The 13,501-nt window shown below is 61.2% G+C and carries 16 protein-coding genes and 1 pseudogene; 15 read left to right on the top strand and 2 right to left on the bottom strand.

Annotated elements, in window-relative coordinates:
• The 15 genes and pseudogenes from M5C71_RS10160 to recX all read left to right on the top strand — a co-directional run.
• Positions 1-784 (top strand): annotated as a pseudogene (locus tag M5C71_RS10160) (phage tail protein); the annotation flags it as partial.
• Complete coding sequence (locus M5C71_RS10165; RefSeq protein WP_248767756.1) at positions 774-2,060, top strand: DNA circularization N-terminal domain-containing protein; 1,287 nt, start codon at positions 774-776, stop codon at positions 2,058-2,060. The pseudogene M5C71_RS10160 and the gene M5C71_RS10165, both read left to right, overlap by 11 nt.
• A 3-nt stretch (positions 2,061-2,063) precedes the next feature.
• Positions 2,064-3,107, top strand: a complete 1,044-nt coding sequence (locus M5C71_RS10170) for a phage baseplate assembly protein (RefSeq protein ID WP_248767757.1) — start codon at positions 2,064-2,066, stop codon at positions 3,105-3,107.
• 188 nt (positions 3,108-3,295) lie between these two features.
• Positions 3,296-3,805: a phage baseplate assembly protein gene (locus M5C71_RS10175; protein ID WP_100938670.1), complete on the top strand. Its 510-nt coding sequence runs from the start codon at positions 3,296-3,298 to the stop codon at positions 3,803-3,805.
• Positions 3,805-4,203: a phage GP46 family protein gene (locus tag M5C71_RS10180; RefSeq protein WP_103498936.1), complete on the top strand. Its 399-nt coding sequence runs from the start codon at positions 3,805-3,807 to the stop codon at positions 4,201-4,203. Before M5C71_RS10175 ends, M5C71_RS10180 begins: the two co-directional genes overlap by 1 nt.
• A complete protein-coding gene (locus M5C71_RS10185) occupies positions 4,193-5,233 on the top strand; it encodes a baseplate J/gp47 family protein (protein ID WP_248767758.1) in 1,041 nt (346 codons plus the stop codon). The genes M5C71_RS10180 and M5C71_RS10185 overlap by 11 nt, the downstream gene beginning before the upstream one ends.
• Positions 5,221-5,820 (top strand): putative phage tail protein, encoded by a 600-nt coding sequence (locus M5C71_RS10190; protein WP_103498934.1) that lies wholly within the window; start codon positions 5,221-5,223, stop codon positions 5,818-5,820. Before M5C71_RS10185 ends, M5C71_RS10190 begins: the two co-directional genes overlap by 13 nt.
• Before the next feature lie 11 nt (positions 5,821-5,831).
• A complete protein-coding gene (locus M5C71_RS10195; protein WP_248767759.1) occupies positions 5,832-7,097 on the top strand; it encodes a hypothetical protein in 1,266 nt (421 codons plus the stop codon).
• Between the two features lie 9 nt (positions 7,098-7,106).
• On the top strand, positions 7,107-7,688 hold the full coding sequence (locus M5C71_RS10200; protein ID WP_248767760.1) for a hypothetical protein: 582 nt from the start codon (positions 7,107-7,109) through the stop codon (positions 7,686-7,688).
• Between the two features lie 2 nt (positions 7,689-7,690).
• On the top strand, positions 7,691-7,939 hold the full coding sequence (locus tag M5C71_RS10205; protein WP_248767761.1) for a hypothetical protein: 249 nt from the start codon (positions 7,691-7,693) through the stop codon (positions 7,937-7,939).
• Positions 7,940-7,996: 57 nt separating this feature from the next.
• The gene (locus tag M5C71_RS10210) at positions 7,997-8,626 is read left to right on the top strand and encodes a glycoside hydrolase family 19 protein (protein WP_248767762.1); all 630 of its coding nucleotides are present in this window, start codon (positions 7,997-7,999) and stop codon (positions 8,624-8,626) included.
• Positions 8,608-9,144 carry a lysis system i-spanin subunit Rz gene (locus tag M5C71_RS10215; RefSeq protein ID WP_248767763.1) on the top strand — a complete coding sequence of 179 codons (537 nt, stop codon included), beginning with the start codon at positions 8,608-8,610 and terminating at the stop codon, positions 9,142-9,144. The genes M5C71_RS10210 and M5C71_RS10215 overlap by 19 nt, the downstream gene beginning before the upstream one ends.
• A 222-nt stretch (positions 9,145-9,366) precedes the next feature.
• Complete coding sequence (locus tag M5C71_RS10220; RefSeq protein WP_248767764.1) at positions 9,367-9,867, top strand: CinA family protein; 501 nt, start codon at positions 9,367-9,369, stop codon at positions 9,865-9,867.
• Positions 9,868-9,950: 83 nt separating this feature from the next.
• Positions 9,951-11,015 carry a recombinase RecA gene (gene recA / locus M5C71_RS10225; RefSeq protein WP_103499726.1) on the top strand — a complete coding sequence of 355 codons (1,065 nt, stop codon included), beginning with the start codon at positions 9,951-9,953 and terminating at the stop codon, positions 11,013-11,015.
• Positions 11,016-11,023: 8 nt separating this feature from the next.
• On the top strand, positions 11,024-11,491 hold the full coding sequence (gene recX, locus M5C71_RS10230) for a recombination regulator RecX (RefSeq protein WP_103499725.1): 468 nt from the start codon (positions 11,024-11,026) through the stop codon (positions 11,489-11,491).
• A gap of 13 nt (positions 11,492-11,504) precedes the next feature.
• Here recX and M5C71_RS10235 read toward each other — a convergent pair whose 3' ends face one another.
• Together M5C71_RS10235 and M5C71_RS10240 are read right to left on the bottom strand one after the other, a co-directional pair.
• Complete coding sequence (locus tag M5C71_RS10235) at positions 11,505-12,620, bottom strand: TIGR00730 family Rossman fold protein (protein ID WP_248767765.1); 1,116 nt, start codon at positions 12,618-12,620, stop codon at positions 11,505-11,507.
• 241 nt (positions 12,621-12,861) lie between these two features.
• On the bottom strand, positions 12,862-13,290 hold the full coding sequence (locus M5C71_RS10240; protein ID WP_103499723.1) for a PA3611 family quorum-sensing-regulated virulence factor: 429 nt from the start codon (positions 13,288-13,290) through the stop codon (positions 12,862-12,864).
• Positions 13,291-13,501 lie beyond the last annotated feature (211 nt).

Here is a 13,501-nt window from a genome sequence, read left to right on the forward strand (position 1 = left end):
CGTCTTTTTCGAGGAGACCTGGAACACGATCAAAGTACTGAGCGCACCGCTGGTGGACTTTCTCAAGGCACTGTTCGACTGGTCGCCGGTAGGGATGGTCATTAATAACTGGGGTGCTATCAGCGCTTACTTCGACACGATCTGGGCAGCCCTGCAAGACCCCGCGCAGATGCTCAAGGACTTTTTCCAGACCTTGTTCGACTGGTCTCCCGTCGGGCTGATCGTTGCCAACTGGGAGCCCATCGGCAGGGTCTTTTCTGCCTTGTGGGAGGTACTGCAAAGCCTGGCAGCACCTGTCATGGACTTTTTCCAGACGATGTTCGACTGGTCTCCGCTGGGGATGATCATCAAGAACTGGGATCCGATTGTCGCCTGGTTCGCCGGCTGGTGGAGCAAGTTGCAAACCTTTATCACGCCGATCAAGGAATTGTTCAGTGGTGGTTTCGGTGACTTTGTCGCCAAGGTCACCGACAAGGTCGATGGCCTGGCGCAGCAACAAGAGGTGGCCAATACCAAGGCGGGCCAGGACGGCGGTTCTTCTTTCTGGAACTGGGGCGACTCGTCGAGCAGTACTGACTCCGGTCTGACGAACAGCGCCAATAGCCTGGTCCAGCAAACCGCCGCCAACAACCGCACGCAACTCGAAGGCGGCTTGACCGTGAGCTTCAAGGACGCGCCAGCGGGCTTGCGCGTCGACCAAGCGCAAACCAATCAACCGGGCCTGGACCTGACGCCTCGCGTCGGCTATCGCTCGCTTTCCTACGGAGGTTCCTATGGCGACTAGCTGGCGTGATCGTTTGTTGCCGGCGTCGTTTCGCGGCGTACCGTTCTGGGTCGACGTGGCGAAAACCCCGGTCGGCCAGAAAGGCCAGTTGCATGAATACCCCCAGCGCGATCAGGCATTTTTCGAAAGTCTTGGCCAGCAGGCGAAGATCCATGATCTGACGGCGTTTATCGTCGGCGCCGATTGCCTTGAGCAGCGTGACAGCCTGCTCAAGGCGCTGGAGGAGGGCAGCGGGGAACTGGTCCATCCGTGGCTCGGCCGGATGCAGGTCAAGGTCGGTGCCTGCGACATGACCCAGAGCCGCAAGGATGGTGGGCTGGTGACCTTCAGCCTGAAATTCTACCCGGATGAACCACTGCCATTCCCTAAGGCCATCGTCAACACCCAGAAGCAATTGCAGGTGGCGTCGGACAAATTGCTCGATTCCTCGGTGGTGCGTTTCGACGGGGCGATGGCGCTGGTCAACGAGGCTCGGGTCGGCCTGGAAAACCTGCGCAAGGGGATTACCTTGGCGTATCAGGTGGTCGAGCACGAGTTGCAGCCGCTGATCCAGACGTACGCGAATATCTATGCCCTGGTCCGCACGATCAAGGAGTTCCCCCAGCAAGTCAGCGCCGCAGTCAAAGGTGTGCTGGGCGAATTCAAGGGCTTGGTGGGTGAAGTCAAGAGCGTTGCGGGCGAAGTCCGGGGCTTGAAAGATTTTGCCGTCCAGGGCTATCACGGAATGCTTGCCGACCTCTCGAAACAGGTCGAAGACGCCAAGTCCCTCGACGCGTCGCAACTGACTATTGGCAAGGACTCGGCTGCGGCCTCGCAGGCCACGGTGAACCTGATCCAGGACGCGTTGCTGGTACAGATCGCCCAGTTTGTGTCGCTGATACCGGTGGCGACGCCGGCGGTGAAGCTGATGACCACACCGTCGCTGGCCCAACAAGCCCAGCAGCCGGTGCAACGCGCCGATGTGCCTGTGATCGACGACGTGCTGGCGCTGCGTGACAGTCTCAACGAAGCGATCTGGCAGGCCGCGCTTAAGGCCGACGCGGTGCATTACCAGGCACTGACTAGCGTACGTCAGGCGCTGGTACAGCATCTCAATGCAGTGGCGTCCAACGGAGTGCGGCTGATTGACCTGACTCCCAAGAGCAACCAGCCGGCCCTGGTCGTGGCCTACCAGAAACTCGGTGATGCGACGCGAGTGGGTGAAGTGGTGCAGCGCAACCGGATTTCGCACCCCGGTTTCATACCGCCGGTGTCGTTGCAGATCTCTCAGGAGTAAACCATGAACGACATCGACAATGCTGTCGTCCTGTTGGTCGACGGCCTGAGTTATGAGGGCTGGAAGACCATCGAGATCACGGCCGATCTCGAGCGTCAGTTCCGTACCTTCAAGCTCGGTATCACCTGGAAATGGCCGGGACAGACCCAGGCCCTGCCGATCAAGGCCGGTGCCCGTTGTTCGGTCATGATCGGCTGCGACCAGGTCTTGACCGGTTACGTGTTCAAGGCGCCCATCAGCTATGACGGCAATCAGATCAGCCTGACCGTCGAGGGCAGTTCGCTGACCCAGGACCTGGTGGATTGCGCGGCCATCAACCAGCCGAGCCAATGGCGTGAACAGAGCGTGCTGAAGATCGTCGAGGCGTTGGCCAAGCCCTACAAGGTCACCGTGCGCAGCGAGATCCCGGAAACCGGCAAACTGCAAACCCACAGCATCGTGCCGGGGGAGACGGTGTTCAAGTCCATCGACCGTTTGCTGACTTTGTATCGGGTGTTCTCCACCGATGATGCGGCCGGCAACCTGGTACTCGCCAAGCCCGGCAGTGCAGGGCGGGCGACTGATGTACTGGAGTTGGGCAAGAACATTCTTTCGGCCAATACGGCGAGAGACTACAGCGCGGTGTTTTCCGAGTACCGGGTGATCGGCCAGCACAAGGGCAGCGATCAGAACAGCGGCAGCGCAGTGAGCGAAGTTTCCGGGGTGTCCAGCGAGACCAGTCCGGATCGCCAGCGCGTCACGGTGATCAGCGAAAGCGCGCAGATCACTCCGGTACTGGCCCAGCAACGGGCTGACTGGGAACGGGCGACACGCCGCGCCAAGGCCCTGACGACCACCTATACCGTGCAAGGCTGGCGACAGTCCAACGGTGATCTGTGGCGACACAACCTGACCGTGCGGGTCAAGGATCCGGTGCTGGACGTGGACCAGGACATGCTTATCTCCAAGGTGACCTGGTCGTTGTCCGCACAGGGCTCGATCACCACCCTGGTAGTGGCGCCACCGCAGGTCTTCGATGCTACCCCGGCTCCGCCCAAAGCCAGGTAATCGGCCTTCCTGAAGGCAGTGCCGAAGTTCCTGATACGACTGCGGCAGTTGCGACGCCTTCGCGGGCAAGCCCTGCTCCTACAGGGTTTCGGTTGCGCACAAAACTCAGCTTCAACTCGGACACTGTAGGAGCCGGGCTTGCCCGCGAAGGCGGCCTTCCTGACACTCCGCTTGCCCAAGGACCCCCTATGAGCCTACTGACACGCCTGCTGGCGCGCGGCACTGTCGTGCTCGCCAATTCGGCCAACAAACTGCAATCGCTGCAAATGCGCCTGACCGCCGGTGAAGTGAACGACGACATGGAGCACTTCGAACCCTACGGCTTCACCAGCAACCCGCTGGCCGGCGCCGAAGGCATTGCCACCTTTCTCGGCGGCGACCGTTCCCACGCTATCGTCCTGGTGGTCGCCGACCGCCGTTACCGCCTGCAGAACCTCGCCCCCGGCGAAATCGCCCTCTACACCGATGAGGGCGACAAGATCCACTTCAAGCGTGGCCGGATCATCGATATCGAAACCGGCACCCTGAACATCCGCGCCGGTACCGCGGTGAACATCGACACCCCGAGCCTGACCCAGACCGGCAAGATCGTCTCCCAGGGCGACCAGGTCGCCGGCGGCATCAGCCAGATGAAACATGTGCACGGCGGCATCCAGCCGGGTAACGGCCAGACCGGCGCGCCGACGGGAGGTGCCTGATGTTCGTGTCCAACGACCTGAAGACGGCGCTGACCCGTTCGGTGCTGATCAGCCTGTTTACCTGGCGTCGCGCCAATACCGATGACCCGATCGATGACGACGAGCGTTTCGGTTGGTGGGGCGACAGTTTTCCCTCGGTGACCGACGACCGTATCGGCTCGCGGCTGTGGCTGTTGCGGCGGGTCAGGCTCACCGCGCAGACCCAGCTCGACGCCGAGTTCTATGCCCGCGAAGCCTTGCAATGGCTGCTCGACGACGGCCATTGCAGCGCCATCGACATTCAAACCGAACGGCTCGACGCCCAGCGACTGAACCTGCGTACGGTTCTGACCCTGGCCAGCGGCGAGCGCCTGGATATCAACCCGAACCATAGTTGGCAGGTGACTTATGCCGTTTGAAACCCCTTCGCTACCGGTGTTGATCAACCGCACCCAAGGCGACCTGGCCGGCGATTCGCTGCGCCAGTCCGATGCACAGGTCCTGGCCCGCACCCTGGGTGGCGCGGCCTTCGGCCTCTATGGCTACCTCGACTGGATCGCCGATCAGATCCTGCCTGACACCGCCGATGACACCACCCTGGAACGCATTGCCGAGCTGCGTTTGCATCAACCCCGCAAGGCGGCGCAATCGGCCAGCGGCAGCGTCAGCTATACCGCGGCGGCGGGGGCAGTGCTCGATGCCGGGACCTTGCTGCAGACCAGTGATGGGCGCAGCTACACCGTGACGGTGGGTGGCACCACCAGTGGCGGGACCAATACCGCGCAGATCCAGGCGCTGGATGCCGGCAGCCTGGGGAATGGCGATGCCGGCCTGACCCTGTTTCCGGTGCAGCCGGTGCAAGGAATCGGCAACACCTTCACGGTGCTGGATCCGGGCTTGAGCGGTGGTGTCGCGGCGGAAAGTATCGAATCGTTGCGGGCTAGGGTGATCAGTTCCTATCGCATTATTCCCAACGGTGGTTCGGCGGCCGACTATGAAACCTGGGCACTGGAGTGTCCGGGGATTACCCGTGCCTGGTGTCGCGGCAGCTACCTGGGGCCGGGCACCGTTGGCTTGTTCGTGATGCGCGATGATGATCCGGTGCCGCTGCCGGACGATGGGCAACTGGCGTTGGTCCAGGCCTATATCGACCCGTTGCGCCCGGTGACCGCCGAGTTGCATGTACTGGCGCCGGTGCTGGTCCCGGTGACCTACACCTTGCGCCTGATCCCCGATACCACCGCCACCCGCGCTGCGGTCGAAGCTGAGTTGCAGGACCTGCACGATCGTGAGGGAGGCTTGGGTGAGACGCTGTTGCTGACCCATATCGCCGAGTCCATCAGCAGTGCCAGCGGTGAGCAGGATCACCTGCTGGTCTCGCCGTCCGCCGATGTGCCAGCCGCCGCCAATCAGTTGCTGGCCTTCGGAGGTTGCGTATGGCTGGAGTAAGAATGGTCGAGCAATACCAGGAGCAGTTGCGCAGCCTGCTACCGGCGGGCCCCGCCTGGGACCCGGAGCGGGTGCCTGAGATCCAGCAGGTGCTGTCGGGCATTGCCCAGGAACTGGCCCGTGTCGATGCTCGGGCTGTGGACTTGCTCAACGAAGTGGACCCGGTGACGGTCAGTGAACTGGTGCCGGATTGGGAGCGGGTGATGAACCTGCCCGACCCGTGCCTGGGGCCCAATCCCTTGTTCGATGATCGCCGTGTGGCGGTGCGTCGGCGGTTACTGGCAGTGGGTGACCAGAGTGTCGGCTATTTCATCGATATCGCCCGCAGTCAGGGGTATCCGAACGCCAGCGTGACCGAACTGCAAACTCCGCGCATGGGCCGGGCACGCTTTGGCAAGGCGCACTTCGGCACCTGGCAGGCGCAGTTCATGTGGACGCTCAACACCGGCGGTCGACTGCTTATGGGCCGGCGTTTTGGTGCGAGCTATTGGGGTGAGCGTTTTGGCGCCAACCCCGGAAGTGCCCTGGAATGCCTGATACATCGCAGTGCACCGGCGCATACGCTGGTGCATATCAATTATGACTAGAGGATAGAAACGTGGATTATCCAAAAAGTGTGCCCAGCGTTGGGTTGGTGAATGGCAAGTTTGTTGATGAGAACCCGGTGAATGGAACGCCGGGGTCGTTGATTCCGGCGGCATGGGGGAATTCGATCACTGATGAAGTTGTGAATGTAGTAAAAGCTGCTGGTCTGGTTCCTGATGAAGCTGATCTTGGACAACTGTTACTTTCTATTCAAAAAATAAGTCAATCAGACTCGGCTAAATATGCTTTGGATACAGGTGCGAGCGGCACTTATGTTGCGAGTTATGCTCCAGCCCTTAAGGCACTCGTAGACGGTGTGGTGCTATGTTTCAAAGCCCAGAATGGCAACACAGGGGCAAGCACCTTTAGTCCGAACGGACTGACCGCAGCACCTATTGTCGGTGCTGCGCACTCCGCGCTCCAGGGCGGCGAGATTGTTGCCAATGGTGATGTATGGGTGCAGTGGAACAGTTCAATCGGAACCGGCTCGTGGGTGCTGATCGATAGCACTGGCGGTGCATTCCAGGTCGCCAATGCAAGCAAGAGTCAACACGCCGTTGCACTCGGGCAGTTGGCTGGTGCTATTGGTACCACTGCGCCGCAGTTCGACAGCAGCCTCAAGTTGGTCACCACAGCGTTCCTGGCCCGCTCTGGCAAGCAACTGTCGGGCGTGGTGCCGTTCACCGGTGCGCTGACGGGGGGGGCGTCGCATGTCGGTGGGTTCCTCTACGGCTGGAGCGCCACCGCTAACTCCTACAGCCTGCCGAACACGGTTTCGCTGGCAATCCCGGTCGGTGCGGTGATCACGCTCGCCAACTTTGGTAGCAACTCTATGGCCATCGTGCCGCAGGGCACCGACAAGACCCAGACGCCTAGCCTGCCGGCCACCAGCAGCTCGTTTACGCTCGTGTCGGGGGCTTCGGCTGAGTTCACCCATGTCGGCAGTGGCACATGGTTTATCACCGGCAACGCGGTCAACAGCAGTAGCGCCGATTTTGCTGCCAGTATCGGGCTAAGTGGTTATCAGAAATTGGGCAGTTGGATTATTCAGTGGGGCACGGCGTCGGCCATTGCGGCAGGTGGTTCACTCACCGTGGCCTATCCACTGACTTTCCCCAATGCCGCCCTTATGACCTTACCGGGCAACTCGGCCGCCGTTGGTTCTACCGCCAACACCTGCACGGTCGGCGTGAAATACGGCGGCGCTTCGCAATGCACTTTTTATGCAAACGGTACGGTTGGTTCGCCGAACGTGCCGTGGATTGCAATCGGATACTGAGGAAACATCATGGGACAAAAATACGCAGTCTATGCCGCCGACGGTGCGATCAGCGCTTTCTATGACAGCCTCGACAGTCCGCCGCCGTCTGGGATCGGCAACCTCCTTGAAATCAGCGATGCGGACTGGCAGCTCTGTATTGCCACGCAGGGTTATCGGGTCGTCAATGACCAGTTGGTGGCGCCAGTGGCGCCGACGCCGGCCGATCTGCTGGTCCTAGCGCAAACGGCTCAGGTGCAGTTGGTGGATGCAGCATGCGCCGCTGCCATCGTCTCCGGCTTCAGCTGTGATGCTCTGGTCAGCGGCACGCCCTACACCTATCCGTCGAAAATAACCGACCAGGCCAATCTGTCGTCTTCGGTATTGGCCTCCTTGTTGTCGGGCACTGGCGCCGACTGGTCGACGCCATTCTGGTGTTCGGACGAGGCCGGGGTCTGGGCTTTCCGCTCACACACCGCCGCGCAGATTCAGGCTGTCGGATTGTGTGGTAAAGCGGCGATTTCTGGCTTTATCAGTCGCAAGATCGTGCTGGAAGGGAACATCATGGCCGCCGCTAGTCTGGAGGCGGTCCATGCCGTGGTCTGGAGCTGAGCATGAGGAAAATCAAACGATTCGGGCTGAACCTGTTGGTTTGGCTGGACGAGGGAGGAAATACACTACTGCTGGGTGATCCTGGCGAGACGATCAGCTCGCGTTCGGCAAAGGCTCAGATGGCTGGAAAGCGCTGGGGTTGCGTCATGTGCAGGTTTTTGAACCGGCTCCAGAAAGACCATTGCAAAAAAGCGCTTGAGCCATATGCCGGTGCTGACGCGGTGATTCCGGACGATCAAGCTGTGAAGTAGCCACATCCAGACCACCACCGGCCGCCTTGGGCGGCTTTTTTACGCTTGGAGAAAACCATGCCGATTACCCAGCAGCAATTGCTGCAGATCCTCCCGAACGCCGGCGACCAAGCCGGCGTTTTTGTGCCTGCGCTCAACACAGCGATGAACGCCTATCAGATTGTCACCATGCAGCGCGTTGCAGCATTCCTGGCGCAAGCTGGCCACGAGTCAGGCCAACTGCGGTCGGTGGTCGAGAACCTGAACTATGGCGCACAGGCCCTGCTCGCCACCTGGCCCAGCCGGTTTACTCCGGCCCTGGCCGCGCAGGTCGCCCGGCAGCCGGAGCAGATCGCGAACATCGTCTATGCATCGCGTATGGATAACGGCGATGCATCGTCCGGTGACGGCTGGAGCTATCGCGGTCGCGGGCTGATCCAGATCACCGGTCGCAGCAACTATCGCCAATGCAGCCTCGGGCTGTTCGGCGACGAACGTCTGTTGCAGCAACCGGAACTGCTGGAGCAACCGCAATGGGCGGCCGAGTCGGCGGCCTGGTTCTGGGAGCAACAAGGGTTGAACGCACTGGCCGACGCCGATCAGTTCAACAGCATCACCCGCAAGATCAACGGCGGCCTGAACGGTCTCGAGGATCGACTGCAAATCTGGGCCCGGGCGAGGGCGGTGCTATGCGCCTCCTCGACCTGATCCCGACGCCCTGGCGCCTGGGCGTTGTCGTCGCATTGCTGGCCTTGTTGGCCGGCGCTGCGGCGGCTGGCGCCTGGCATATTCAAGACTGGCGCTACGGCCAGCAACTGGAGCATCAAGCCCGGTTGCAGGCCGACACGCTTAACCAGATTTCCCTCGCCGCGGCCGCGCAACAGCGGGCCGAGCAGGACAAACGCCTGGCCCTGGAGCAACGGCTCCAGGCCAGCGACCAAACCCATTCCAAGGAGCTGAACGATGTGCAACAGGATCAAGCTCGCCTGCGTGATCGTATTGCCACTGCTGATCTGCGGCTGTCAGTCCTCCTCGACGCCAACGATCCTGCCAGTGGCTGCGACGTGCCAGCCGCCACCGCCACCGGCGGCGTGGTTCATGCAGCCACAAGAGCCCGACTTGACCCGGCGCATGCTCAACGAATTATCGCCATCACCGACGACGGCGATCGCGCCCTGATTGCCTTGAAGGCCTGTCAGACGTATGCCGGGGCGGTCTCTCACTGACATCCGGATGCAATGTTGTGTCTTGAAAGCGCGATCCGCTCGTGTAGGGTGTTCATTTTGACCCAATACTGATTGGCCAGCTTCGCTCCCCTGTAGGAGCGAGCTTGCTCGCGATGGTCGTCAACGATAACGCGGGGGACCTGATACCCCGCTGTGCCTGGGCTACCATCGCGAGCAAGCTCGCTCCTACAGGGGGGAGGGCCGCCTCACCTGGAGAGGAACATGGACGAAATCACCCGGCTTGCCGCTGAACTCGGCAAACGCTTGCAGACGCTCAAGACCGATGTCACCACCGCCGAGTCCTGTACCGGCGGCGGCATCGCCGAGGCGATCACCCGGATTCCCGGCAGCTCGGCCTGGTTCGAGGCCGGCTATGTCACCTACTCCAACCGGCAGAAGAGCCTTCAACTGAAGGTGCCGGAGGCCTTGTTCGATCAGGTCGGTGCCGTCAGCCGGGAAGTGGTCGAAGCCATGGTCCGGGGTGCCCAGGCCCACAGCAATGCGCGCTACGCCGTGGCGGTCAGCGGCGTGGCCGGACCGGATGGCGGCTCCGCCGAGAAACCCGTGGGTACCGTCTGGCTGGCCTGGGGCTGCGGCGACGACGTCAGCGCCGAACTCCGGAACTTCCCCGGCGACCGCGACGCCGTCCGTCGACAGACGGTGCAGGCCGCCCTGGAAGGCCTGTTACGACGGGCGGAAGCAGAAATCGCAAATCAGGGGTAGGCGATCCGCCAACGCTGTGGAATAATACTGGCTACTTATACAGGTGTTGGCCGTCAGGCCTTATTGATTACGTGAGGACTTTAATGGACGACAACAAGAAGAAAGCCTTGGCTGCGGCCTTGGGTCAGATCGAACGTCAATTCGGCAAGGGTGCCGTCATGCGGATGGGCGATCATGACCGTCAGGCGATCCCTTCGATCTCCACCGGTTCCCTGGGCCTGGACATCGCGCTGGGCATCGGCGGTCTGCCGAAAGGCCGTATCGTAGAGATCTACGGCCCGGAATCCTCGGGTAAGACCACCCTGACGCTTTCCGTCATCGCCCAGGCGCAAAAAGCCGGTGCAACGTGTGCCTTCGTCGACGCCGAACACGCCCTGGACCCTGAATACGCCGGCAAGCTGGGCGTCAACGTTGACGACCTGCTGGTGTCCCAGCCGGACACCGGCGAGCAGGCCCTGGAAATCACCGACATGCTGGTGCGCTCCAACGCGGTGGACGTGATCATCGTCGACTCCGTGGCCGCCCTGGTGCCAAAAGCGGAAATCGAAGGCGAAATGGGCGACATGCACGTCGGCCTGCAAGCCCGTCTGATGTCCCAGGCCCTGCGCAAGATCACCGGTAACATCAAGAACGCCAACTGCCTGGTGATCTTCATCAACCAGATCCGCATGAAGATCGGCGTGATGTTCGGCAGCCCGGAAACCACCACCGGTGGTAACGCGCTGAAGTTCTACGCCTCGGTGCGTCTGGACATCCGCCGTACCGGCGCGGTGAAGGAAGGCGACGAAGTGGTCGGTAGCGAAACCCGCGTCAAGGTCGTGAAGAACAAGGTGGCTTCGCCGTTCCGTCAGGCCGAGTTCCAGATTCTTTACGGCAAGGGCATCTACCTCAATGGCGAGATGATCGACCTGGGTGTGCTGCACGGTTTCGTCGAGAAGTCCGGTGCCTGGTACAGCTATAACGGCAGCAAGATCGGTCAGGGCAAGGCCAACTCGGCCAAGTTCCTGGCGGATAACCCGGAAATCGCCGCGACCCTCGAGAAGCAACTGCGTGACAAGCTGCTGACTCCAGGCGTAGACACCAAGGCCAACTCCGGTGCGGCTGCTGTCGTCGCAACCGAAGACGACCTGGCTGACGCTGATCTCTGAGTAAGACGATGACCGCCGTACTGGATACCCCGGTCGCCGTACGGCGCACTGCCATGGACCTGCTCGCGCGACGCGAGCACGGTCGAGTCGAGCTGACGCGTAAACTGCGTCAGCGCGGCGCCTCCCCTGAAATGATCGACACCGAACTCGACCGCTTGACGGAAGAGGGGCTGCTGTCCGAATCCCGTTACCTCGAAAGCTTCGTGTCCTACCGTGCCCGTTCCGGCTACGGCCCTTTGCGTATTCGCGAAGAGCTGGGCCAACGCGGCCTGCAACGTGCCGATATCGAGTTGGCCCTGCGTGAAAGCGGTTTCGACTGGCAAGCCCAGCTGGAAGACACCTGGCGCCGAAAGTTCGCCGGGCATTTGCCCACCGACGCCCGTGAGCGTGCCCAACAGGGACGCTTCCTGAGTTATCGGGGTTATTCCATGGAGATGATCGGCCGCCTGTTCAGCGGCCGAGGGCTGGATGACTGAGGCTGGGTGGTAATCACGTCGCCTTGATCGGCTCGCGCGCGTGCTCCTGTGCCGGCGCCTTGGCCTTGCTCCAGTTTTCCGTCCGGTTGATAAAGTCCACCAGCTCCCGCAAGCGCCCCTGGTCCCGAGCCGTGAAGGCGAACGACAAGCGCGTCAGGTGACTGAACTGGGGTTCATCGTGTTCCGGTTCGCTACAGGGGCCCTGATAGAAGTACCCGCTGAGGCACAGGTCGGCAAAGTCCTTTTGCATCTGCGCCATCGCGCGGTCGTTGAGCGGATGATTCATGCGGATCACGAACTGTTTCTTCAACCAGCGGCTGGAGTGGAAGTTGCTGTAGAACTGCTTGATCTCTTCCACGGCCTCGTCGGCACTGTAGACCAGGCGCATCAGCTTGAGGTCGGCAGGCAGGATGTAGTGATTGGCCTCCAACTGATTGCGGATAAAGTCCAGCGCGCCTTGCCAGAAGCCGCCCCCAGGGGCATCCAGCAGAATTACCGGGACCAGCGGGCTTTTTCCGGTCTGGATCAGTGTCAGTACTTCCAGGGCTTCATCAAGGGTGCCAAAGCCGCCGGGGCAGAGCACCAGTGCATCGGCTTCCTTGACGAAGAACAGCTTGCGGGTGAAGAAGAAGTGGAAGGACAGCAGGTTGTGCGTGCCGTTCACGGTTGCATTGGCATGCTGTTCGAAGGGCAGGGTGATATTGAACCCGAGGCTGTGTTCCAGGCCGGCACCTTCGTGGGCCGCGGCCATGATGCCGCCGCCGCCGCCCGTGATGACCATCAGGTTGGACTGGGCCAGCGCGGTCCCCAGGGCGCGGGCCTGGGCATAGAGCGGGTGTTCGGTGGGCGTTCGCGCCGAGCCGAACACGGTGACCTTGCGCCGGCCCTTGAACTGGTCGAGTACGCGAAAGGCGTTCTCCAGTTCACGCAGGGTCTGCAGGACTATCTTGGCATTCCAGCGGTTGCGGTCATCCTGGGCCATGCGCAGGACGGTCAGCATCATGTCGCGGTAAAGCTCAAGGTTCGGACTGTTGGGAGCAACCTGGTCGAGTTGCTCTTCGATCCGGCTGAGGTCGATCCCATTCTTCTGGAAATGACGGGACAGCAAGTCATTCGGTTGGTAAGGCATTCAACGTCTCCTTCTGCACGGAACCCTTGGCTTGGCCGAAAGAAAAGTTCGCCAAGGCCGCGTCACTGCATGTGTCGCATGTGTGCCATGTCGATTTGATGATGAGCCTGTAAAGTCATGTCTGGCAACCGCTTATTGCCTCTTTGCAAAGGACTTTAGCAGCTTGTCAGTGGCGTTGCGCGCAGGCGCGGGGGTGAAACGGCGCGCCGAAGATGAACGGCGGCGCGCGATATGGCAGGGGTTACTTTTTCTTCTTCACCGGGGTTTCCGTCGGGCAGTCGCTTTCCACGAAACGGGCGGAGGCCACAGGACGGTTGGTCTTGTTCTCGGTGAACTCGTAACGCATGACCGCGCCCTTGGCCATCAATTTGCGGTAGTTGGCGTTACGGCACACGCTGGCCCCCAGTTGCAGGTAAACCGCCTTGGCGTTATCGCGCATATTTTGCGCGTAATCGGCCTGGACGCTCAGGTGGTCGATCAGTTCGGCGCCTTCAACGGTGTAGCCGACGTCAAGGATGTTCTCGTCGATCTCACGGGGCAGACCTTCGTTGCTCTGCTCGGCCACGTCCTTGAGCATCTTGTTCAGTTCGAAATCCTTCAGCGACGCCGCCTGGGCACTGAAGGGCAGGGCCAGCAAAAGGGCCAGGGACGGTACGATAAGGCGCAGCATGCAACTCTCCTGATTCGGTAACTGGTGCTTCGACCCGTTACCGGGGCGTGCGTTCAGTGGTCGCGAAGTATAGAGGGCGGTTGTAGGCCCTACTAGGGCGCTACTGACGGAAATGTCGACGGATGAGCGCTCAAACCTCGCCGGGCTCTCTGGTAAACTCCGTGCACTTTTGCCCTTGCGAGTCGTATTGTTCGTGTTCAGCCCTTCCTCC

It is taken from the genome of Pseudomonas sp. MWU12-2345, assembly GCF_023242385.1.
Classification (GTDB): Bacteria; Pseudomonadota; Gammaproteobacteria; order Pseudomonadales; family Pseudomonadaceae; genus Aquipseudomonas; species Aquipseudomonas gingeri_D.

What these genes read in the sequence shown, in the direction of transcription:
- M5C71_RS10210 (WP_248767762.1), top strand. Translation starts at nt 7,997, where the DNA reads ATGCCGATTACCCAGCAGCAATTGCTGCAGATCCTCCCGAACGCCGGC.
- M5C71_RS10240 (WP_103499723.1), bottom strand. Translation starts at nt 13,290, where the DNA reads ATGCTGCGCCTTATCGTACCGTCCCTGGCCCTTTTGCTGGCCCTGCCC.
- M5C71_RS10185 (WP_248767758.1), top strand. Translation starts at nt 4,193, where the DNA reads ATGCCGTTTGAAACCCCTTCGCTACCGGTGTTGATCAACCGCACCCAA.
- M5C71_RS10190 (WP_103498934.1), top strand. Translation starts at nt 5,221, where the DNA reads ATGGCTGGAGTAAGAATGGTCGAGCAATACCAGGAGCAGTTGCGCAGC.
- recX (WP_103499725.1), top strand. Translation starts at nt 11,024, where the DNA reads ATGACCGCCGTACTGGATACCCCGGTCGCCGTACGGCGCACTGCCATG.
- M5C71_RS10215 (WP_248767763.1), top strand. Translation starts at nt 8,608, where the DNA reads ATGCGCCTCCTCGACCTGATCCCGACGCCCTGGCGCCTGGGCGTTGTC.
- recA (WP_103499726.1), top strand. Translation starts at nt 9,951, where the DNA reads ATGGACGACAACAAGAAGAAAGCCTTGGCTGCGGCCTTGGGTCAGATC.
- M5C71_RS10205 (WP_248767761.1), top strand. Translation starts at nt 7,691, where the DNA reads ATGAGGAAAATCAAACGATTCGGGCTGAACCTGTTGGTTTGGCTGGAC.
- M5C71_RS10170 (WP_248767757.1), top strand. Translation starts at nt 2,064, where the DNA reads ATGAACGACATCGACAATGCTGTCGTCCTGTTGGTCGACGGCCTGAGT.
- M5C71_RS10235 (WP_248767765.1), bottom strand. Translation starts at nt 12,620, where the DNA reads ATGCCTTACCAACCGAATGACTTGCTGTCCCGTCATTTCCAGAAGAAT.
- M5C71_RS10220 (WP_248767764.1), top strand. Translation starts at nt 9,367, where the DNA reads ATGGACGAAATCACCCGGCTTGCCGCTGAACTCGGCAAACGCTTGCAG.
- M5C71_RS10165 (WP_248767756.1), top strand. Translation starts at nt 774, where the DNA reads ATGGCGACTAGCTGGCGTGATCGTTTGTTGCCGGCGTCGTTTCGCGGC.
- M5C71_RS10175 (WP_100938670.1), top strand. Translation starts at nt 3,296, where the DNA reads ATGAGCCTACTGACACGCCTGCTGGCGCGCGGCACTGTCGTGCTCGCC.
- M5C71_RS10180 (WP_103498936.1), top strand. Translation starts at nt 3,805, where the DNA reads ATGTTCGTGTCCAACGACCTGAAGACGGCGCTGACCCGTTCGGTGCTG.
- M5C71_RS10200 (WP_248767760.1), top strand. Translation starts at nt 7,107, where the DNA reads ATGGGACAAAAATACGCAGTCTATGCCGCCGACGGTGCGATCAGCGCT.